The organism is Paenibacillus sp. FSL R7-0340 (assembly GCF_038002205.1).
Classification (GTDB): Bacteria; Bacillota; Bacilli; order Paenibacillales; family Paenibacillaceae; genus Paenibacillus; species Paenibacillus polymyxa_B.
This window is the reverse complement of record NZ_JBBOBY010000001.1, coordinates 2525056-2547406: the sequence shown is the minus strand read 5'-3', so window position 1 is coordinate 2547406 and position 22351 is coordinate 2525056. Positions and strand designations below refer to the sequence as shown.

The following is a 22351-nucleotide window of genomic DNA, read 5'->3' as shown; positions in this document are numbered from 1 at the left end:
TGTACGTCCATCGGATTCTGCATTCCATTTTGCTAGGTAGTATGCTCCAAGGGGGAATAGTTTAACAATGAACAGGAATGCTGAATAATGGCAGCTTTCCAATTGAGGGTACGGACCCGTTTTTTACATTGACAAAATTTCAATCCTCTATCATAATATAATGATGAAAATGATAATCATTATCATTTCCTAAAAACATATATACGGGAGAACGCTTCTATGAAAAAGGGATTAATCGGGATTTTATTGTTAATGGTTTTTACGCTCACTCTGGCAGGTTGCGGAGCAGCCGACAAAGCATCGGATAAAGATCAGACAGCCACGTCGGGTAGCAAACCGACTGACACAGCGACTGGTCCTGTGACGGTAAAGCATAATCGTGGTGAGGTCACGCTCAACAAGCCCGCACAGCGTGTCGTAGTGCTGGAATGGACATTTACAGAGGATTTGATTGCGCTGGGCGTTCAGCCGGTTGGTAATGCAGACAATGCCAACTACAAGGTGTACGTGACACCGGAGGCGGCTCTCGATAGTAGCGTGGTCGATGTCGGCACGCGTAACGAGCCGAATCTGGAAGCGATTGCTGCATTGAAGCCGGATCTGATCATTTCAAATGTTGATGGAAATGAGGCTATCTATGAGCAACTCAAGGCCATCGCTCCAACGATCGAATATAATCTGAACGATGGTAACGGCTACGATCATGATAAAATGGTAGAAATTTTTAATAGCATCGCAGGTGCTCTTGGAAAAGAAGACAAAGCTAAGCAGGTGCTTGCCGAACTGGATCAGCATTATGCTGAAGCCAAAGAAAAGCTCACCGCTGCTGGCAAGTCGGATTATCATTATATACTGACACAGGCTTTCACTTCGCAAAATGCGGCCAGCCTTCGTATGTTTTCAGATAACTCAGTCGTCGTAGCAACACTGGCGAAGATCGGCATGATTAACGATTGGAAACCGAGCAAAGTTGAACAGTATGGCTTTTCAACCGTAGGCATTGAAGCTCTGTCTGCCGTTCAGGACAGCAACTTTATCTATATTGTTCAGCCGGACGATAATGTTTTCGGCGCACCCATGAAAAATAATTCGGTCTGGAATGGTCTAAATTTCGTTAAAGAAAAACGTACCTATTCACTGAGCGGTACGACATGGACATTTGGCGGCCCCCTCTCTTCAAAAGGGCTGGTTGACCAGGTTGTCGGGGCAATTACGCAATAAGTTGTCTCCAAATATTCATTCGGTTTTATAATGAGTAGCATTTATGTGAGCAGTCTGAGCTCCATAAATGCTTTTTTTATAAGCCTGTGGCATGAGCTTTCTCCACGATAAGAATTTCTACCTTCTCCTTTAAAAGCAGAATCTTAGCTTGGAGTGGCCTAATTACTACACTCAGTTTCATCTAACTAGATATTCCCTTCCAAATTCGATACAATATACAAAAAAGCATGTATTAAGAGAGGTGAGACGGTTGTCACAAGCATCCAAGCCTGTGAGCTACGGCGGTCAGGCAGTCATTGAAGGTGTCATGTTCGGCGGCAAGCGTGTCAATGTCACGGCAGTTCGCCGCAAAACTGGCGAAATCACATATTTGGAAGTACCACGCAAGGAGCAATCCTGGGTATCCAAATTCCGCAGAATTCCTTTATTGCGGGGGATTGTAAGCATCATCGACTCCAGCGCCAAGGGTACCAAGCATTTAAACTATTCAGCCGATGCGTATGCTGATGATGAAGTAGATCCGGAAGAACGCGCTGAGCAAAAGAAAAAAGAAGAATCTCGCTGGAGTCTGAGTATGATGATCGGTGTGGCGGCAGTCGGTATTTTGTCATTCCTGTTTGGCAAAATTGTATTGACTCTCGTTCCGGTTATTGTAGAGAATTTCCTGTTCGGAAGCTTGTTTCACAGCCAAATTTTGCATAACCTCGCAGAAGGAGCTATTAAGCTGATTCTGCTACTGGCTTATTTGTGGAGTATTTCCCAAACTCCGTTAATTAAGCGACTGTTTCAATATCACGGCGCAGAGCATAAAGTAATTACAGCATTCGAAGCAGGGGAAGAACTAACCCCAGCCAATGTACAAAAATACAGCCGTCTGCATTACCGCTGCGGTAGTAGCTTTATTATGCTGACCGTGATCATCGGAGTACTTGTCTATTCCCTATTTACCTACGATAATCTGTGGGAGCGCATGGGGCAACGGCTTCTACTGCTTCCGATCGTACTGGGGCTTTCTTTTGAATTTCTCAAGCTGACCAATGCTCTTCGTGAAATTCCGGTACTTCGTTATTTAGGTTACCCCGGTCTGTGGCTGCAACTACTTACCACCAAAGAACCGACTGATGATCAAGTGGAGGTATCCATTGCCTCATTTAAGCGTATGCTTGAATTGGATGCTGAGTTGGAAAACGTACCTGTAAAGGAGACCTTCAACAGTCCGGTCCTTGATCCTGTGAAAGGATGAGTGAATAATGAACAGACATGCCGTTATTTTCTGGCTTACCCTTGCTTTGGGTGCATATGGGATTGTGGATATGCTATGGAGAGGAAGCTGGGGCTTTCTCATGAGTTTACTAATTCCCGTCCTTGTTTTTGCAGTTATATTTCTGCTATACAAATACCTGCCAGGGCAACGCAATCGTACTCCCAAAATCAAACCCTCTGTGCGCACCATGGCCAAAACAGCCAACGCACGTAAGCAGCAGACTACAGGCAAGCGCAAAGCGTATCCTTTTCATGTAATTGAAGGTTCCAAGGGCAAAAATGAAGAAGAACAACCTAAATATCATTAATGATAATCATCCTTTAAAATGTAGCACAAAGGAGCCATCACCCGCGTATTCAAATATGACCGGGAAGAGGCTCCTTTTTTACACCCTTTTAAATTAACTTTAACTGCGAGTTAGTGTTTATTTCATAGCGTACATGGTATCCTTCATCAATTGGTACTTGCTATACTGCTGCTGGTAAGAAGTGATGCTCCATTTGTGGAAAAAAGCATCCCCTGCCTGCACACCGGAAGCATACAACAAATCACTTTGCTCTGTAGAAATGTTAAATTGTGCAGTGCGGATACCCAATGTTGGAATTTTAATCGTCCGATACCGATTCTCCTGCTCAATATATCGTTCATCGTGTGCTGATAGCATGGTATCAAAAATAGCCTGCAGCATGGTCAGTGGACCCCGTATATAAGAAACTTTGGTCTCCGTCCCCGTTTTGCCCACCATTTGAAACCCTACCGTTGGAATCGTTTTGGCCTCACGTTCATTTACAGGCTCATCAAAAAGCCACAACGGCAAATTGCTTAGTAAAGCCCCATCAACTACAAATACAAATTGCTGAGAAAAAGTCTTTCCCTTGGCAAGTGCAGAATCAAGCCTTAACATAACGGGATCAAAAAAATAAGGGATACTTGTGCTCATGCGAATGGCTTTAGCTACCTCCAGTGAAGAGGGATTGATACCAAAACGTTTGATATCCTCAGGAAGCACCAGAATGCGTCCATTCGTAATATCTGATGCAATAATGCGCAGTTTGCCAGGAGGTAAATCCGCGAACGTACGCACTCCCTTAGCTCGTAACAGCTCACGTACCCAGTGCTCCAGTGCCTCCCCTGAGTAGAGCCCTTTTTTAAGAAAGATACGAGCTGCTGGTCCAACCCACTTAATATTGAACACTGGAGAACGTCGTAACAACTTGACCAAGGGGGTTTTCTCAATTACGGCTTTCATTTCATCCGCAGAGTATCCCGCAGCCAATAAAGCGGCTACAATAGCACCTGATGATGTACCTGCCAAACGATTGAATACAATCCCATGCTCCTCCGCAGCCTTAACTGCACCCGCCAGCGAAATTCCCTTAACCCCTCCACCCTGGAACACAGCATTGATCAGCATAGATCAAAAAACCTCCGTTCTCTTGGGAGTAAGCAGTTCTACTGCTTATGTATGAGAACGGAGGCCCAAATAGAACCTATATGATCCAATTTATATCACATTTGATAATAATTTTGAAGAAGCTGAATGAGTCCGTATGGATTTTTACGCAAATGCTGTGCACTAAAGTAAATATCCCCTTTGACCTGTTTATAATCTTCGTTCAGTTCAAGCTGCTTAATTAGCTCTTGAGCCGTTTGCCAGCCCTTTTCAGGGGTGCCGATCTTATAAGGAGAATGACCGATATATAGCTTAACATCTGAGTTTTTTACCTCATTGGACCACCATGCGACAAGCTTGTCATATCCCGCCGCTGGGAAACCGATACTCCAGTAAATTTGTGGAGCTACATAATCAATCCATTCTTTGTTAATCCAGGTTCTTACATCCGCAAACGTCGTATCATACGCTGTAACGCCTGCCTTCGTGTCTGAACCCGTTAAGTCCTGAGATTTGTTACGCCATACCCCAAAAGGACTAATTCCGAATTGAACTTTAGACTTGCTGGCATGAATGCTTTTGCCCAAATCGCGAACAAAACTGTTCACATTATCTCTCCGCCAGTCGCCCTTGCTAGAGATTTTGTTGGTATTATATGCTTTGAAGGTCGCATCATCATCAAAAGTCCCGCTGTAAGGATAAAAATAATCGTCCAAATGGACGCCGTCAATGTCATATCCGTTCACGACCTCCATAATCGCCGTAATGACATGCTGACGTGCAGCCGGAATTCCTGGATTGATGTACAATTGGCTACCATTCTTAACAATCCAGTCTGGATGTTGATTAGCCACATGATTTGCAGCCAAGCCGCTGGTTGTTCCTGTAGAATTCGCACGGAACGGATTAAACCAGGCATGGAATTCCATCCCTCGCTTGTGCGATTCGCTAATCATAAATTTCAAGGGATCATAGCCTGGATTTTTACCTTGGGTGTTGGTCAAATACTTGCTCCATGGTACGAGACTCGACGGATAGAGCGCATCGCCGCTGGCACGAACCTGAACAAATACCGCATTGATGCCCATCCCCTGCAAATCATCGAGCATTTTAGTAAACTCCTGCTTTTGCTTCTCTGAGCTGCTTCGGGCAGCGGAAGAAGGCCAATCTCCGTTAATGGTAGAAATCCATGCTCCACGCATGGAAGTTGAAGCCTTTACCTGAACCACATTTGCCTGTGAAGAACTTGAACCGTCCTCACTAGTAGACGTTGACGGTGAAGTGACAACCGCCTGCTCATCATCGATGGCTCCCTGATCTGTACTTACACTGTCCTGATTGCCAGATGCAGGCGTATCTGATATAGAGCCGCTGCTTCCTGCAGAAGTGTTCCCGCCAGTAGAGACACCTTCCTTACCACTGCTTAACGTAATAACTCGCTCTGAAGCTTGCCAATCCACTTTTAATCCCAACTCTTCCCCAACAAAACGCAGAGGCACCATGACTCTCCCGCTTGTCATACGGGCAGATGCATCCAGTCGAACTGACTTGCCATTCACCGTAGCGCTTTGTGCACCGTTCTCCATAGATATATTTTTGTTCTGTGCTGTAATCGTTACCGTACCGGACGATTCCGACCAGTTGACCTGAGCGCCCAATCCCTCACTAATCACTCGCAAAGGAACCATCGTAACATTGGCTCCCTGTACAATATACGGTGACGCGTCACTTTGCAGGGACTGTCCGTCCAATATAATTTCAATATTACCAGTTGGAGCTGCTTGAACTCCAGGAACGATGGCAGTCTGCACTGCTAAGAGTAGGCCAGCAGCCAATGCCACTATTTTCTTTCGATTCATATTATTACAATCCTCCGCTAACCCTGTTAATTTTAACCCCTATCTTGTCCTGCTATATAATGGATAGACGCTAATAACCGGATATTTGTTGCGGTCGGGACAAATAAAAAAGCATCGTCCGTAAGGACAGATGCTTTTAGGAATCTCCACTCAATTCCTTGTGTATGTCATGAAGCTGGCGCAAGCGATCTTCATCCCGACGAAAATACTCAACCAATGTTTCGATACGGGTGATGGAATCCCAGCTCAAATGATGCTCAATACCTTCCACATCTTTATATATCAGGTCCTTGTCAACCCCAATCATATCCAGAAATTGCTCTAATAACTGATGGCGATCAACCAACCGTTTGCCGACCTTTTTCCCTTTCGGTGTCAAAATCAGTCCCCGATATTTCTCATATACAAGATAATCGTCCTTATCCAACTTCTGAATCATTTTGGTGACGGACGAAGGATGCACCTCTAACCCCTCTGCGATATCCGAGACACGAGCATAACCCTTCTCATCAATCAGTTGGTAAATGCGTTCCAAATAATCTTCCATGCTTGGCGTTGGCACTTGTTTCCCTCTTTTCTGTTATTGAACGGGCGCTTACCGCCTTCATTTCCTGCGTTAAACCTACTATGTAATGATACATGTTATCATTGCCCATTGGCAAGTCTCATCCCTCCACTCACAGCTATTGCCACGATTTGTTCAATTTAAGCGGGGCACACTAATATCGTCGTCCCTGTATCGTTTATTTCTGCGGCAATATGTTAAAGTTGGACACCAGAGCACTGTGGATTTATTTCGAAAGGAGCGTTAGTCATGTCTACGCTTGAGCGTACTCCTGTCCAAACCAGAGGAACCAAGCCATTTTTGCCTGATCTGGTGTTTTTTGAGCCAGACGCACTGAATTATCCTAAGGGCCAGCGTATTATGGATTGGGTTAAAGCCAAGGATATTCCGTATCGGATGACTACCTCTCACAACCGAATTACCAATTTACCAGGTGAAACTGAAGTTGAAAAGTACCGAATGGCAAAAAAAACTTTGGTAGTCGGTATCCGTAAAACGTTAACTTTTGACCAATCCAAGCCCTCTGCCGAATACGCCATCCCCATTTCGACTGGTTGTATGGGGCACTGTCACTACTGTTATTTACAAACAACCTTGGGAGCAAAGCCGTATATTCGTGTATATGTCAACACTGACGATATCTTATCAGCAGCTAAAGCTTATATCGAGGAGCGTGCGCCTGAAATTACCCGTTTTGAAGCAGCTTGCACCTCCGATCCAGTTGGTTTGGAGCATATCACCGGAACGCTTGGAGACTTGATTCGTTTCATGGCAGATGAAGAATTTGGTCGTCTGCGTTTTGTTACTAAATATCATCATGTTGATCCATTACTGGATATTAAACATAATGGTCATACTCGCATCCGCTTTAGCATTAATTCCGATTATGTTATTAAACAGTTTGAACCTGCAACTTCACGCTTCGAGGAACGTATTGAAGCCGCTGGCAAAATCGCACGAGCCGGTTATCCACTGGGGTTCATCATCGCACCCATCATCTGGTATGACGGCTGGGAAGAAGGTTACGGCGAGTTGCTGCGAAAATTGGGAGAAACCTTGCCACAGCATGCTACAAAAGATTTGACGTTCGAATTAATTCAGCATCGCTTCACCAAAACATCCAAAGCTGTCATCGAGAAACGTTATCCGAAAACCAAGCTGGAGATGGACATAGAGAAACGCAAGAAAAAATGGGGCCGCTGGGGACAAAACAAATATGTTTATCCCGATGAACAGCAAAATGCACTGCGAGAGTTTATCACAGAGCGCATTTTTGAACATTTCCCTTTAAGTCGTATTGAATATTTCACATAACTAGCATCCAATCTGGGGTAATCCGTTGTAAAAATAGCGTTACATGGGTCATATGATCCGTTACCAGTAAAATGCCCGTAATAACTAGTAGTATGCCACCTGTCTTGATGAGGATGGAGGTATAGCGAGAGGATAGTCGAACAGAGCCTACCAGCAAAGCTAATACAAAAAATGGAATCGCAAAGCCAAGCGCATAGCCTGTAATCAGTTTGAACCAAATGTGATGCTCTACTGCCGCCAAAGCGATAATAGCTGTTAGCATGGGACCGATACAGGGCGACCAGCCTGCCGCAAATCCAATTCCGATTACAAAGGAACCGGCGTACCCGGCAGGCTTCCATGTCCAGCGAAGCTTATGCTCCCTCATTAGAATCAAAGGACGCACCATACCAAGAGATACCAGCCCCATTAGTAAAATAAGTGATCCCGCTACCACTCTTAGCGCATCCCCATAATTGGCAAACCATTCTCCAAGCAACCCGACACTTGCACCCAGTGAATAGAAAACCACCGAAAAGCCCAATACAAAAGCAAGCGTATGTCCCATCGTACGATAACGAACCTCAGTCTTGTGCCGTCCTTCAGCCAGTTCACGCGCAGACATCCCTGTCATATACGATAAATAAGATGGATACAGCGGTAAACAACACGGTGAAAAAAAAGAAACCAGTCCGGCTATGATCGCCAACCCAGCGTTGATATTTGTCATCATCATTTCCTCCCACCTGTCTTAAGTGAACACAAGCAAACAAGCCCTGCCTACTAAAACATACGTATAGCGGGAGCAAAATATGATGCAAGCCAAAAAGCGCATGCCCAGGAAGAATAATTCCCGGACATACGCTCATTACGCTCTTTTATTTTTACATAGCGTTCTACTTTACAACCGCACCATTCGGCATACCTTCCGGTACGGTGGCCAGCGTAAGCTGATCTCCATGTGATGCTGCCAAAATCATACCTTGCGACAACTCTCCCCGAAGTTTTACTGGCTTCAGATTGGTCACACAGATCACCTTGCGCCCAATGATATCTTCAGGTGTATAAAACTTCGCAATCCCTGATACTACTTGCCGCTGCTCATAACCAAGGTCAAGCTGAAGCTTCAATAGTTTATCGGCCTTCTTCACAGGCTCGCAGGCGACGACCTGAGCAACGCGCAGTTCCACCTTGGCAAAATCCTCAATGCCAATCTCTTCCTTTGCCTCCGGTGCTTCCTGACTCGTCTCAGATGCATTCTGCGGTTGAGCTTGTGTCGTAGCTTCCTCCGGCTTCTTACCTCCAGTCATCGCTTCCACGATAAAAGCAACCTCTTGCTCTGAATCCAGACGCGGGAAGATCGGATTACCTTTGACCAGCTGCGTTCCTTCCGGAATACGACCGAACTGTTTGCCGCTATCCCATGTAGTCAACTCACCTTGGCTAATACCGAGCTGCTCCCAAATTTTATGAGGAGCACGGGTTAAGAATGGCTGGAGTAAGATAGAAGCGATGCGCAAGCTTTCTACCAAATGCAACATAACAGATGACAATTCGCGACGTTTTGCCTCATCCTTAGCCAAATTCCATGGTTGCGTCTCGTCAATATACTTGTTGCTACGGCTAATAAATTGGCTAATCGCCGTTAATGCCACGGAAAACTCCATGTTTTCCATGGCTTCTTCTACTTTACTATAAGTCGATGTTGCCATGTCTTCCAAAGCTCCGTCGAATGCTGTTACATTCGCTTCATAAGCTGGAACCTTACCATCAAAATATTTATCTACCATCGCCACGGTACGATTCAACAAGTTGCCCAGATCATTTGCCAAATCCGAATTAACTCGATCTACAAAACTTTCTGGTGTAAATGTTCCGTCTGCCCCAAAAGGCACCTCGCGCAGTAAGTAGTATCGTAGTTGGTCCAGACCATAACGGTCAATCAACGTCACTGGGTCTACAACATTGCCTTTAGATTTCGACATTTTACCGTCTTTCATGAGCAGCCAACCATGTGCAAATACTTTTTTAGGCAACGGAAGATCCAGCGCCATCAGCATAATCGGCCAATATATCGTGTGGAACCGTACAATCTCTTTACCTACGATATGCACATTTGCAGGCCAGAATTTATCATACAGCTCGGTATTGGAAGAGCCATAACCCAAGGCTGTGATGTAGTTGGAAAGTGCATCAATCCACACATACACGACATGCTTCGGATCCCCCTTCACCTTAATGCCCCAATCGAAGGTAGTACGGGATACAGCCAAATCCTCCAGACCCGGCTTGATGAAGTTATTGATCATCTCTTTTTTACGTGATTCCGGCTGGATAAACTGCGGATTCTCTTCATAAAATTGCAGCAACCGATCAGCATACTTGCTCATACGGAAAAAGTAACACTCTTCCTTGACCAGTTCTACAGGGTGTCCACTATCCGGGCTTTTTCCTCCAGCCACATTGCCTTCGGCGTCCTTCACCACGTCAACCAGCTGAGTTTCTGTGTAGTACGTCTCGTCAGGGATGCTGTACCAGCCTTCGTATTCTCCCTTGTAAATATCGCCTTGCTTCAGCAAACGATCAAAAATTTCTTGTACAACAGCCTTATGACGTTCCTCCGTAGTACGGATAAAATCGTCATTGGAAATGTCGAGCTTCCGCCACAGTTCTTGAATACCTGCCACAATATCATCTACGAAACGTTGCGGCGTTTTGCCTGCTGCACTTGCTTTCTGCTCAATCTTCTGACCATGCTCATCCGTTCCTGTCAAATAGCGCACTTCATAACCGCGTAGCCGCTTGTAACGGGCCATTGCATCTCCCGCAACCGTCGTGTAAGCATGACCTATATGTAGCTTGTCGCTCGGATAATAGATCGGTGTCGTAATGTAAAATGTGTTCTCATTGGACATGTGTGTTGCCTCCTGTTTTGTTCACGGCAGCTATAAGACCTGCTGACATGATGGTACTCCAATTCATGTATTTGGCACAAATTGGGCACAAAAAAGACCCCCGCCCCTATGGGACGAGAGTCACCTCACGCGTTACCACCCAATTTTCCTGTATCCTCGCAGACTACAGGCTTCACCGGTCACATCTGACCGCCCATTAACGCTGGAACACGCCTCCCCCTTACGATTGCCTCCCAAGCACTAATAATTGTGGCAAATACGCTCGAAAAAGGTTCCTCCAGGACCATATTCAGGCTTCGCTCCAGACCGGTTTGCAGCTAACCCCGGCTCTCTGTACTGGGCGGTTTACCCTACTCATCCCTTCGCAGGAAAACAATATTAACCAAAATATAACCAAATCCGCATAGCGCTGTCAAGTCAGACCCTTTTCAGAGTGGGTAGCCAAACGATCTTCGCTAGACCTATCTGTTCCCTTTTTTGCAGGAGGGACCAAATCTACGCCGCCCGGATGAAAGGGATGGCACTTGGCTATACGCTTAGCAGCAAGCCATGAACCTTTGAGCGCACCATGCATCTCTACCGCCTCCAACGCGTACGCCGAACACGTTGGATAGAATCGGCAGGTAGCCGGCTTTAACGGTGAAATATAGGAACGATAAAACTTAATCGGAGCCTGTACCACTCTGCGTGTGGTGATTTTCATTTCAGTAGCCCCCGTGGCTGTGAGTGTGACTGCTCGTCTGTCTGAATCCCCCATCCGAATTACTGTCAGTATGCCCATTCTTCTGTTGACAATCTTTGCAATAACCAAAAATTTCAAACTTGTGCTCGACGATTTGGAATTGATCCGTTGTATCCGTCATTTGCATTGGGCAAAAAGAAATCGGTAATGTTTTCTGACAGCTCAAGCAAATCATATGGTGATGGTGATGATGCTCATTACAGCTCACCTTGAACTTCATTCCATCCTCAAAAGATACCTGTTCCAGTACACCCAATTCCTGCATTACACGCAGATTACGATAAACCGTATCAAAACTAAGTCCACTGTACTTCTTACCCATATATTCATAAACGTCTTTGGGGGACAGATACCCTTCATTCTCGGAAAATAACGTGGCCAACGTCTTGCGCTGATCTGTAATACGCAGCCCCTGAGCGGACATTGTTGCAATAATTTCATCCTTTGTCAGCATGCGTTTCACCCTCCCCTGTCTGTAGTTTCAGGTTTTCTGATGCAGGCTTAGGCTTGCATCTATTTATTATACCACGATTAAAGTCAATATTATAAGAGATATTCGTATCTATACATAAGAAAAAGACGCTCTCCGGCGCTACGATTAAATTCGCAGCAGGAGAACGCCTATATTCTGCAAGTGACATCGACTTTTAAACGGTGAATGACGAGACCCAAGGTCTAAGCCGGTAAACAGCACCGGTTAATTCATATTAATTTTTAATAGCTGGTAAAGGCATAACTACTACGGAAACTGGCAAGTTACTTCCTGCAGCAGCAGTGAAATACATCTCTACACTTTCCTCGATATGCCCTGTGCGATACAGCACACTCATCTCATTTGGAGCCCATACCGCGCCGTTCGTCGGGATACCCACAACCTGATTGTTTACCATCGCATAGCCGGAATATTCGCCTCCACGCGGGTTGAACGTAATCAGTGAATACGGCGCTACATGATCCAATTTAACTTTATATACAACACCAAAATTACCGGCATTGGAAGCAGAAGAGCCGTCCAGACCGTCCGTACCAATCAGGTTCGGGTCTACCTTATTATCACCAAGAACGATACGTTGAGCTGTTTTACCAACCTCTTCGGTATAATTGAGCGAGATATCAGCATTAGCATACGTTCCACGGTTGTGAATACCGTCCTTAGGCAGTTTTGCCAGAGTAGGCATCACGGTCAACGGATCTACATTTGCATCTAACACAATAACCGTGTATTGAATAGGTTGATCCGTATATAAATCGGATAACAGAGAAATGACCTGTTTTTGCTTGATTTTTTGTGCATTCAAATCCTCTAAAATAATGCGATTTTCGCCAGGATTTAGAACTGTGCTAGAACGCTTGCTTCCATCCTGCATGGATTGAAAATATCGTTGAATCGAGACTTTACCCGCAGCCGTGGCAAATTCAGATGGTCCAGCAAAACCGGAATTTTCGACATTTATATTGGCAGGAGTGATATTGTTGTTGGTCGCAATCACGTACATCTTCACATCTCTACCCGTTTCATTGACATGATGGACGAGTATGCGCGTGCTGCCTGATCCGGTTTCTTGATACACGATACCATCCTGGAACACACGTTCTGGGCTGTTAGCACGGATCAAAAGACGCGGTGAAGAAGTACTTGTCACTGGAATAGTAGCCATGGTAGGCACCTGACTGCCGTCTACTGTATATTTATCACCATATGGTGTGAAGATTTTATTGAAATCATCTTCGTTGTACAGCAATTCATTCGTAATTTTAATTGTTTCACTTTTGGTACCTGTTGCGCCGTGCTTATCAGTCACGGTGAGTGTGATTGTTACATCACCTGGTTGGAAAAAGGCAAGTTTCTTATTCTCCCAATCACGCTTAGTGATAGCATTCTCATCATCTGTACTCAGGTCGGTAATGGTGATTTTCTCGCCCATCTTGTACTCTTTTTTATCAGTTGTAAACAGAGCCACTGGCGGCTGATTTGGTGGTCTTACTGTAATTGTAACTGAGTAAGGATCACTCCAGTTCCCAGCAGAGTCAAGAACAGAATAGGTAACTACATATGTACCCGGCTCCTGAAATACGTCCTGCTTACCTTCCCAACGTTGGTTCACAATCGGAAGACCTGTAGGAGAAGATTCCTTCGTCAAATACGTAACTTGGGTTTCGCCCGCATAGATATCTTTTTGCTGAACCGTGAAGGAAGCTTTAGGTTTCTGATTCAAATCCATGATAACTTGTTTAGTCGTATTATTCACAGTATAAGGAATATTTAAGGCCTGTGTAATCGAGGTCAATGGCACCATAAATACGTTCTTTTGCTGAAAAGCCGGTCCCTTCATTTGTCTGGCTTCACCGTTAACCGTATAAACCTTGCTGTCTGTTTTGAAGCGCATGACATTTGTTCCTTGTGTGATTACGGTTTCTTTGGTGGCAGTGTCATAACTAAACTGCAATCCGACACGGCTGACAAGAGAACGGATAGCTACATAGGAAACTCCGTCCTTAACAGTCATCGGCTGAGTTGCTGTGTACACCTGTCCGTTTTGTTCCATTTTCGCGCTGTTTAAGTACAAAATCAATTGATTAGCACCCATGGATGTTGGAGCTCCACCAGGATTGGTGATCGTTCCGTCTCCACCGTATACATCATTGGAAACGTTCGATCCGTTGGTTGTATCCGTAGGCAGGCCAGTCAATGGATCATTGGATACGCCTGTGTTATTAGGTGTAACCGTGTCATTTTGTGTGCTAGTTCCATCTTGATCTCCGATGCTATTCTGAACGCCTGAATCAGCAACATTGGCCTGAGCCTGCTGTGCGCTAACCGAATCGGTGGATTGAACGGTTGTTGATGCTGCTTCTGCTCCTACAGGGGCTACTGCGGCCACCTGAGCCACCGCAAGGGCGGTGAGCATGGTCCATTTCTTGAAATTCATTGTCTGTCTCCTTCTATCACCAAATTATTATCATTCCCGTAAAAAGTCATACTATTAGACGCGTCAGTTGTTAAAAAGTTTCTGGAAATTTTGCTGATCATGAAAAAAAGGGAACTTTCTCCTGTGACTGCAAAAAATTCAACAACAAAAAACCGCCGCCCATCTGACCTGATGTGGCGGCGGCTTCATTACTAGGAAATAGCTTTTGAACCATTTACATTATGATGGACGACAGACAGCATTCTTTCCTGCAGTCTCCAGACGACCCTCTTCAATGAGTCGGTAAGCACGTTGAACTTCTTCATCTGTAGGAGATGGAACTCCCTCCAACGGATACTCCTTACCGAGCATTTCCCACTTGTAAACACCCATTTGATGGTAAGGTAAAATTTCGAATTTCTCGACTCCGTTCAACGTTCCGATAAACCGTCCCAAATTCAATAAATCTTGCTCGTCATCATGAATACCCGGTACAAATACGTGTCTAATCCACATTTTGCGCCCTTGCTCAGACAACCAGCGAGCCGTACTTAACATACGGTCGTTAGACTTGCCTGTAAGCTTAATATGCTTGTCATTGTCAATATGCTTAATATCCAGTAGCACCAAGTCTGTTACGTCCAGCAGTTCATGGATACGGCCCGCGTCATTAAAGCCGTTACTGTCCAGTGTCGTGTGCAAATTCCACCGACGTTTCACTTCTTTGAACAGCTCTGCGACAAAATGAGCTTGCAGCGTCGGTTCTCCACCGGATACGGTCAATCCGCCTCCTGAAGAACGGTAATAGGCTAAATACGGCTCAATCTCAGCCAATACCTCCTCCAACGTCATCGGATTACCTTCATTCAAGGCCCAAGTGTCCGGGTTATGGCAATATTGACATTTCAACAAGCATCCTTGCATAAAGAGCACGAAGCGGATGCCGGGACCATCGACGGTCCCGAAGGTTTCCAATGAGTGTATGTGACCTTTCAACATGTTGCATCATCCTTCCCGCATCCGCTATGCGTGCGTCATTGTAATACTTATTTACATTGTACCGTGGAAAGTACGGTTAATAACATCCAATTGTTGTTCACGAGTCAGCTTGATAAAGTTAACGGCATAGCCGGAAACACGAATCGTCAGCTGTGGATAGTTTTCTGGGTGCTCCATTGCATCCAACAGTTGTTCACGAGCAAACACATTGACATTCAGATGATGTGCGTGGCTTCCAAAGTAGCCATCCATCATCGAAACAAGGTTTGTTTTGCGTGTTTCTTCTTCTTTACCCAGTGCTTTAGGCACGATGGAGAAGGTGTTCGAGATACCATCCAGACTGTGTTCATAAGGCAATTTGGCTACGGAACTCAGAGATGCCAAAGCACCTTTTTTATCACGGCCGTGCATTGGGTTTGCCCCTGGTGCAAACGGTTCGCCTGCTTTACGTCCATCCGGTGTTGTACCTGTTTTCTTACCGTAAACCACGTTGGAAGTAATAGTCAGTACAGATTGAGTAGGAACCGCATTACGATAAGCTTTATGCTTGCGAATCATGCTCATGAAGCTTTCTACCAGTTCCACAGCGATGTTATCTACACGGTCATCGTTGTTACCGTAGCAAGGGTATTCGCCTTCGATTTCAAAGTCAACAGCAATCCCTTTTTCGTTACGGATTGGTTTAACTTTTGCAAATTTAATGGCACTCAAGGAGTCGGTAGCAACTGACAGACCCGCAATACCACAAGCCATGGTGCGGAGAATATCACGATCATGCAACGCCATTTCAATGCGTTCGTAGCTATATTTATCATGCATGTAGTGAATAACATTCAAAGTGTTCATGTACAGTTTTGCCAACCATTCCATCATAGGTTTGAAGCGGCTCAACACTTCTTCATATTCCAGAACTTCACCTGTAATGGCTGGGAATTCAGGCCCTACTTGGACGCCAGATTTTTCATCTTTACCACCGTTAATTGCATACAGCAGAGCTTTAGCCAAGTTGGCACGAGCACCAAAGAATTGCATTTGTTTACCGATTTTCATTGCCGATACACAACAAGCAATACCATAATCGTCTCCATAAATCGGACGCATCAGATCGTCATTCTCGTACTGAATGGAGCTAGTTTCAATAGAAACTTTCGCACAATATTTTTTGAAGCCTTCAGGCAATTTTTCCGACCACAGTACAGTCAGGTTCGGCTCCGGTGCAGGTCCCAGATTGTAGAGGGTGTGCAGGAAACGGAAGCTGTTTTTAGTTACCCGAGTTTCTCCAGTTACGGACATACCACCAATGGACTCAGTAACCCAAGTTGGATCTCCACTGAATAGTTCATTATAGTCAGGTGTGCGCAAGAACTTAACAATACGCAATTTCATAACAAAATGATCGACCAGTTCTTGAGCTTGTTCTTCTGTCATTGTACCCTCTTCCATATCACGTTGAGAGTAAATATCAAGGAAGGAAGATACACGTCCTAAGGACATTGCTGCACCATTTTGTTCTTTGATTGCTGCAAGATATCCAAAATATACCCATTGGAAAGCTTCTTTCGCATTGTTAGCAGGTTTTGAAATATCAAAACCGTGCTCAGCAGCCATTTGTTTCAGTTCATTCAAAGCACGAATTTGTTCGGAAATTTCCTCACGCAGACGAATTACGTCTTCTTCCATGGAATCAACTTCAAGGCTTTTCAGTTGCAGCTTTTTATCTTGGATCAAGAAGTCTGCACCATACAAAGCTACACGACGATAGTCACCGATAATACGACCACGACCGTATGCATCTGGCAGACCAGTAATGATACCAGCTTTACGAGCTGCTCTCATTTCATCTGTATAAGCGTCAAATACACCTTGGTTGTGAGTTTTACGAATATGAGTGAAAATATCAATGATACTTTCTGGTACTTCAAAACCATAGGCTTTACAAGCGTCGATCATCATCCGAATTCCACCAAACGGCTGCAAAGAGCGTTTGAATGGAGCATCTGTTTGCACACCGACAATTTGCTCTTTATCCCGGTCTAGATAACCCGGTTTATGTGAAATAATAGTGGATGGCGTATTCACGTCTACATCAAGCACGCCGCCGTTTGCCAACTCTTTTTTGGTAAGATCGGATACAATATCCCACAATGCAGTTGTGTTGGCGGTAGGACCAACCAAAAATTCTTCATTGCCAACATAAGGTAAGATATTAGTTTCAATAAAATCGTTGACGTTGACTTCTTTAGTCCATTTGCCTTTTTTAAAACCTCTCCAGCCAGATTGTTGCTCTTGTAATTCTCTCTCAATCACCGACATGTAAATCCCTCCAAATTGTTTGGTCTTCCGGACTTGTGATTTTTTTCACGATAAAGCTATTTCTTGAGCCCGGCCTGTTCACCGATGCCTTACGCTCAGTGTCGGGACCTTTCTTACACCCTTATTGTAGAATAATGATAGAGTGTAGTATGTGATAAAAATCACAATATGAGTGATTTTTATCACTTTATTTTCCCTAGCTTCACGCCTATATCCTTAGCCTTGCCGTTCACCTCCCTTCCCAAACCAACAGGCCCTCTATATAGAGAGCCTGCATCGGTATTGAACGAGAAAATGCTTTTTCACAAGCCTCTTCGTACCTATTATATTATTGGTCAAAACGTCCGTAGAAGGCATTGCGATAGACATCAGCCAACTCAGTAACCAGCGGCAACTTCGGATTCGCAGTTGTACATTGATCTTCAAATGCGCGGTCAGCCAGATAGTCTACACGTGATTCGAAATCCTTCGCATCGAAACCGATTTGTTGGAACGATTCCTCGATACCGAGTGTTTTGTTCATCTTACGGATTGCTTCGATCAAGCTGTTAACCCCTTCTTCGGTGGTGCGTGCAGGCAGTCCCAGTATGCGCGCGATTTCTGCATAACGCTCATCCGCAACAAAGTGCGAATATTTAGGGAACGAAGCAAATTTTGTCGGTTTTTTCGCATTATAGCGAATAACGTGCGGCAGCAAAATGGCATTCGTGCGGCCATGCGCTGTATGGTATTGTCCACCCCATTTATGTGCAAGACTGTGGTTAATACCCAAGAATGCATTAGCAAACGCCATACCAGCAAGTGTGGAAGCATTATGCATTTTTTCACGAGCCAGCTTATCACCGATCAGAGCCGATTGTTCTAGGTATTGGAATACCAATTGAATGGCTTTAATTGCCAGACCATCTGTGTAATCATTAGCCATTACGGACACGTAAGCCTCGATAGCATGTGTCAGAACGTCCATACCTGTGTCCGCTACAGCTGTTTTAGGCAGCGAATATACAAACACTGGGTCAATAATTGCCACATCAGGAGTCAACTCATAGTCAGCCAGCGGGTACTTCGTGTTACCCAGGTTTTTGTCCGTAATTACTGCAAACGATGTAACTTCGGAACCTGTACCCGAGGTTGTAGGGATAGCTACAAATTGTGCTTTTTGGCCCAGACGTGGGTACTTGTAAATCCGTTTACGGATATCCATGAATTTTTGTTTTAAGTTATTGAAATCAGTATCTGGATATTCATAGAACATCCACATGCCTTTAGCCGCATCCATTGGCGAACCGCCGCCCAGTGCGATGATGCAATCCGGTTGGAAACGTCTCATCATTTCTGTACCACGTTCTACCGTAACTGTCGATGGATCTGGCTCTACTTCAGAGAACACTTCGATAGCTACCGGTGTTTGGCGTTGATGCAGATAATGAATAACACGATCCACATATCCCAGTTTTACCATCATAGGGTCCGTGATAATGGCTACACGTGTGATATCAGGCATTTTAGCAAGATACTGTGTCGAATTTTTTTCAAAATAGATTTTGGAAGGTACTTTGAACCATTGCATATTCACCGTCCGTTTCGCCACCCTTTTCACATTAATCAAATTGACTGCCGATACGTTCGACGAAGTCGAGTTACGACCGTACGAACCGCAACCGAGTGTCAACGAAGGAAGGTTGGTGTTGTAAATGTCGCCAATCGCACCATGTGTGGAAGGTGCATTTACAATGATACGTCCTGTTTGCAGACGGTTTGCGAAGCGAGCGATAACGTCCTCATCGTTCGAATGAATAGCGGACGAGTGGCCCATGCCCCCGAATTCCACGACTTCAGCAGCGCGTTGAATACCTTGTTCCGCATTTTTCACTTTATAGCAAGCCAATACAGGACTCAATTTTTCCGCAGACAATGGGAATTTTGTTCCTACCCCTTCAATCTCAGCGACCAAAATTTTAGTTCCTGCTGGTACTGTGATACCACTCATTTCAGCAATTTTCACAGCAGACTGCCCGACGATTGCTGGGTTCACTGCACATTTCTCGACATTCATAGCTCCTTGAGTGAGCTTAGCTGCTTCTTCTTTATTTACAAAATAGCAGCCGTTAGCGATCATCAATTTTTTCACTTGTTCGAAGATTGGCTCTTCGATAATAACCGCTTGCTCGGAAGCACAAATCATACCGTTGTCAAAAGATTTAGAGAGGATAAGATCGTTCACGGCCTGCTTGATGTCTGCTGTTTTTTCAATAAAGCAAGGCACGTTACCTGGGCCTACACCCAGAGCAGGTTTACCGCAGCTATATGCCGCCTTAACCATGCCTGATCCACCAGTTGCCAGAATCAGAGCCACATCCGGGTGATTCATGAGTGAATTTGTCTTATCCATCGATGGAGCTTCAATCCATTGAATACAATCAGCTGGAGCACCATGTTTGACGGCTGCTTCGAGCAAGACGCGGGCTGCTTCCGCACTACACGATTGAGCAGATGGATGGAAACCGAAAATGATTGGGTTACGTGTTTTAATGGCAATCAACGCTTTGAACATCGTAGTCGAAGTCGGGTTTGTCACTGGAGTGATCCCCATGATAATGCCGACTGGCTCTGCTATCTTTTGAAAACTGTCAAAATCATTGTCTTCAATGACACCGACGGTTTTTTCATTTTTGATACTATGATAGACATATTCTGTTGCAAACATGTTTTTGGTGATTTTGTCCTCGTACACACCGCGTCCTGTTTCTTCAACAGCCAACTTCGCCAGGTACATGTGTTTATCCATCCCTGCGAGTGCCATAGCTTGTACGATTTCGTCAATCTGTTCCTGATTCATACTCATGAAAGCTTGCTGTGCCCGGTTCCCCCGGTCAATCAGCGTTTGAATATACTGCTCTGCGCTTTGCTCTTTTTGGATAACCTCGTTTTTAACAGCCATTTCCCTCATCCTCCTGTTATCTCGTGTACTATCTCTTGTTCACGCACTGATCGTAACACAGCTTTTCAAGATATATTGTGATTTTTTTCACAATCTATTTAAAATTTTATTTTATGAAGTGAATTAAATCACAAAGTTTGGAATTCTGCCACTTTTACCCCCTCTTCTTGCCCCAAAAACGCATTGCGCAGGTATATAATGAATTTGAATTGATCAAGTTGCAGATAAAAAACATAGGATACAAAGGGGAAATGGACGATGAGAAACCCTACAAATGTAATGGAAGCCCGCGGCAACACCTGTTGCTTCTCGGAGGCCAGCTTCAACCGGTTGCAAGTGATGATGAAAGATCGAGTTATGCCAGAAAGCTCGCATCTGTTCTGGGAAGGAGATACAGCGGATAAGCTGTTTTATATTAAGCGCGGACGCGTGAAAGTAACCAAAACAACGGATGAGGGTAAGGAACTTATTCTATATATGTATCAAAGCGGCGATCTTGTTGGTCAAGCCGATCCATTTTTCGGTACTAAGCATTCCTTTTCTGCTGAGGTTCTGGAAGACAGTGATATTGGCGTAATCGATCATACAGATCTGGAGCTACTTATTTGCCAGCATTGTGATTTTGCGATTGACTTTATGAAATGGATGGGTTCGCATCATCGCATTACTCAGACTAAGTTCCGCGATTTGATGATGTACGGCAAGCCTGGCGCTTTATGTTCAACACTCATCCGTCTATGCAATACCTATGGTGAGCCTCACGGCGAACATATCCTGATTCATAAAAAAATTACTCATACTGACTTATCAAATATGATCGGTGCGACTCGGGAAAGCGTAAACCGGATGCTTAGTGATCTACGTAAGAAAAATGCAGTTGAATATGATAATGGCATGATTGTTGTCAAGGATTTGGAAATGCTGCAAGGCGTATGTCATTGTGAATTGTGCCCTCGTGAGATTTGCCGCATATAATAAATCGTTTTTTACGTAAAAGGGAGTGTTATAAGCCATTATAGCTTATAACACTCCCTAATTTATTTCCACTCCTCTACTTATACAGAAGCAGTTGCGAAGCATTTTAACAATAGTCCTTCTTCTGGCAACACACTTTTTAAAACTGTAAGCATAGATAACTTAAATTCCCCATCTCATAGCTTCTATGGATGACCTTGGCTTTGTTTGCAGGATTGCCACTCCCCATTGCAATAAACAACGGTACAAAGTGCTCTGCTCTTGGTACGGCCTGGCGAGCATACGGTGCTTCGCTTTCATAGTGATCCAAAGCCTCTATATCTCTACTTTGCACTTTTTCAATAATCCAATCATCAAAATCTATAGCCCAAGGTTCTGTTTTCGTTTCCCCCCATTTGACGATACGCAGATTATGAACAGTCACTCCACTGCCAATGACCAGAATATCTTGTTCTCCCAGTCCACGCAGCACTTCACCAATGGCATATTGTGCTTTGGGCGAAAGATATGGATTTACTGAGATCTGAACTACCGGAATGTCTGCCTCAGGATACATACGATGCAACAATGTCCAGGATCCATGATCCAGTCCCCTCACCCGGTCAGTTTGTACGTCAATGCCCTTTTGTTCATATAATTTTTCCAGCTTATTGGCCAGTTCCACAGAACCATGTGCTGGATATTTCACCATGTACAGTTCCGGTGGGAAACCGCCAAAATCATAAATGGTATCGTACACGTCATCCATCGAACTGATCGTCAACGTTTGCGCTTCCCAATGAGCAGTAATGATAACAACCGCTTTAGGGCGAATGCTTTTCCCCAGTTGCTCTAAAAATGAAGTATAGTCCGTCTGTTCAATAGCAAGCATCGGTGAGCCGTGGGCCAAAATTAAAGATGGCATCATATAAAGATCCCCTTATCATCAATAGTTTATTTTATTCATTAAGTAACTTTATGTA

The 22351-nt window shown here is 44.6% G+C and carries 17 protein-coding genes; 5 read left to right on the top strand and 12 right to left on the bottom strand.

Features of this window, described 5'->3' with window-relative positions; genetic code table 11:
• Window positions 1-219 precede the first annotated feature (219 nt).
• The 3 genes from MKX59_RS11165 (at window position 220) to MKX59_RS11155 (ending at window position 2792) form a co-directional block, all read left to right on the top strand.
• Window positions 220-1221 carry an ABC transporter substrate-binding protein gene (locus MKX59_RS11165; RefSeq protein WP_023989262.1) on the top strand — a complete coding sequence of 334 codons (1002 nt, stop codon included), beginning with the start codon at window positions 220-222 and terminating at the stop codon, window positions 1219-1221.
• Window positions 1222-1471: 250 nt separating this feature from the next.
• Window positions 1472-2464, top strand: coding sequence for a DUF1385 domain-containing protein (locus tag MKX59_RS11160; protein ID WP_023989264.1), 993 nt, complete (start codon window positions 1472-1474; stop codon window positions 2462-2464).
• A gap of 7 nt (window positions 2465-2471) precedes the next feature.
• Window positions 2472-2792: a hypothetical protein gene (locus MKX59_RS11155; RefSeq protein ID WP_023989265.1), complete on the top strand. Its 321-nt coding sequence runs from the start codon at window positions 2472-2474 to the stop codon at window positions 2790-2792.
• A 117-nt stretch (window positions 2793-2909) separates the two neighbouring features.
• Here the strand turns inward: MKX59_RS11155 and MKX59_RS11150 are convergent, their stop codons facing one another.
• The 3 genes from MKX59_RS11150 to mntR all read right to left on the bottom strand — a co-directional run bounded on the left by MKX59_RS11150 (window position 2910) and on the right by mntR (window position 6299).
• Window positions 2910-3899 (bottom strand): patatin-like phospholipase family protein, encoded by a 990-nt coding sequence (locus MKX59_RS11150; protein ID WP_023989266.1) that lies wholly within the window; start codon window positions 3897-3899, stop codon window positions 2910-2912.
• Window positions 3900-3994: 95 nt separating this feature from the next.
• Window positions 3995-5737 carry a family 10 glycosylhydrolase gene (locus MKX59_RS11145; RefSeq protein WP_068941545.1) on the bottom strand — a complete coding sequence of 581 codons (1743 nt, stop codon included), beginning with the start codon at window positions 5735-5737 and terminating at the stop codon, window positions 3995-3997.
• Window positions 5738-5873: 136 nt separating this feature from the next.
• Window positions 5874-6299 carry a transcriptional regulator MntR gene (gene mntR / locus MKX59_RS11140; RefSeq protein WP_007430946.1) on the bottom strand — a complete coding sequence of 142 codons (426 nt, stop codon included), beginning with the start codon at window positions 6297-6299 and terminating at the stop codon, window positions 5874-5876.
• Window positions 6300-6551: 252 nt separating this feature from the next.
• Here mntR and splB point away from each other — a divergent pair, with 252 nt between their 5' ends.
• Complete coding sequence (gene splB, locus MKX59_RS11135; protein WP_023989268.1) at window positions 6552-7616, top strand: spore photoproduct lyase; 1065 nt, start codon at window positions 6552-6554, stop codon at window positions 7614-7616.
• Here the strand turns inward: splB and MKX59_RS11130 are convergent.
• The 8 genes from MKX59_RS11130 to adhE all read right to left on the bottom strand — a co-directional run bounded on the left by MKX59_RS11130 (window position 7609) and on the right by adhE (window position 20414).
• A complete protein-coding gene (locus tag MKX59_RS11130; protein WP_340858999.1) occupies window positions 7609-8325 on the bottom strand; it encodes a cytochrome c biogenesis CcdA family protein in 717 nt (238 codons plus the stop codon). The two genes, splB and MKX59_RS11130, sit on opposite strands and share 8 nt — an antisense overlap.
• Before the next feature lie 166 nt (window positions 8326-8491).
• Window positions 8492-10510 (bottom strand): methionine--tRNA ligase, encoded by a 2019-nt coding sequence (gene metG / locus MKX59_RS11125; RefSeq protein WP_023989270.1) that lies wholly within the window; start codon window positions 10508-10510, stop codon window positions 8492-8494.
• 412 nt (window positions 10511-10922) lie between these two features.
• A complete protein-coding gene (gene yidD, locus MKX59_RS11120; RefSeq protein WP_023989271.1) occupies window positions 10923-11213 on the bottom strand; it encodes a membrane protein insertion efficiency factor YidD in 291 nt (96 codons plus the stop codon).
• A gap of 1 nt (window position 11214) precedes the next feature.
• On the bottom strand, window positions 11215-11706 hold the full coding sequence (locus MKX59_RS11115) for a Fur family transcriptional regulator (protein ID WP_013310843.1): 492 nt from the start codon (window positions 11704-11706) through the stop codon (window positions 11215-11217).
• Between the two features lie 253 nt (window positions 11707-11959).
• Window positions 11960-14182: a copper amine oxidase N-terminal domain-containing protein gene (locus tag MKX59_RS11110; protein ID WP_028540587.1), complete on the bottom strand. Its 2223-nt coding sequence runs from the start codon at window positions 14180-14182 to the stop codon at window positions 11960-11962.
• 219 nt (window positions 14183-14401) lie between these two features.
• Window positions 14402-15160 (bottom strand): pyruvate formate-lyase-activating protein, encoded by a 759-nt coding sequence (pflA, locus tag MKX59_RS11105; RefSeq protein WP_013310845.1) that lies wholly within the window; start codon window positions 15158-15160, stop codon window positions 14402-14404.
• A 51-nt stretch (window positions 15161-15211) separates the two neighbouring features.
• Window positions 15212-17473 (bottom strand): formate C-acetyltransferase, encoded by a 2262-nt coding sequence (pflB, locus tag MKX59_RS11100; RefSeq protein ID WP_025722256.1) that lies wholly within the window; start codon window positions 17471-17473, stop codon window positions 15212-15214.
• Window positions 17474-17801: 328 nt separating this feature from the next.
• On the bottom strand, window positions 17802-20414 hold the full coding sequence (adhE, locus tag MKX59_RS11095) for a bifunctional acetaldehyde-CoA/alcohol dehydrogenase (RefSeq protein ID WP_023989274.1): 2613 nt from the start codon (window positions 20412-20414) through the stop codon (window positions 17802-17804).
• 258 nt (window positions 20415-20672) lie between these two features.
• Between adhE and MKX59_RS11090 the strand changes: the two genes are divergently transcribed.
• The gene (locus tag MKX59_RS11090; protein WP_013310849.1) at window positions 20673-21389 is read left to right on the top strand and encodes a Crp/Fnr family transcriptional regulator; all 717 of its coding nucleotides are present in this window, start codon (window positions 20673-20675) and stop codon (window positions 21387-21389) included.
• A 139-nt stretch (window positions 21390-21528) separates the two neighbouring features.
• Here MKX59_RS11090 and MKX59_RS11085 read toward each other — a convergent pair whose 3' ends face one another.
• The gene (locus MKX59_RS11085) at window positions 21529-22296 is read right to left on the bottom strand and encodes a DODA-type extradiol aromatic ring-opening family dioxygenase (RefSeq protein ID WP_340858424.1); all 768 of its coding nucleotides are present in this window, start codon (window positions 22294-22296) and stop codon (window positions 21529-21531) included.
• Window positions 22297-22351: the final 55 nt, after the last annotated feature.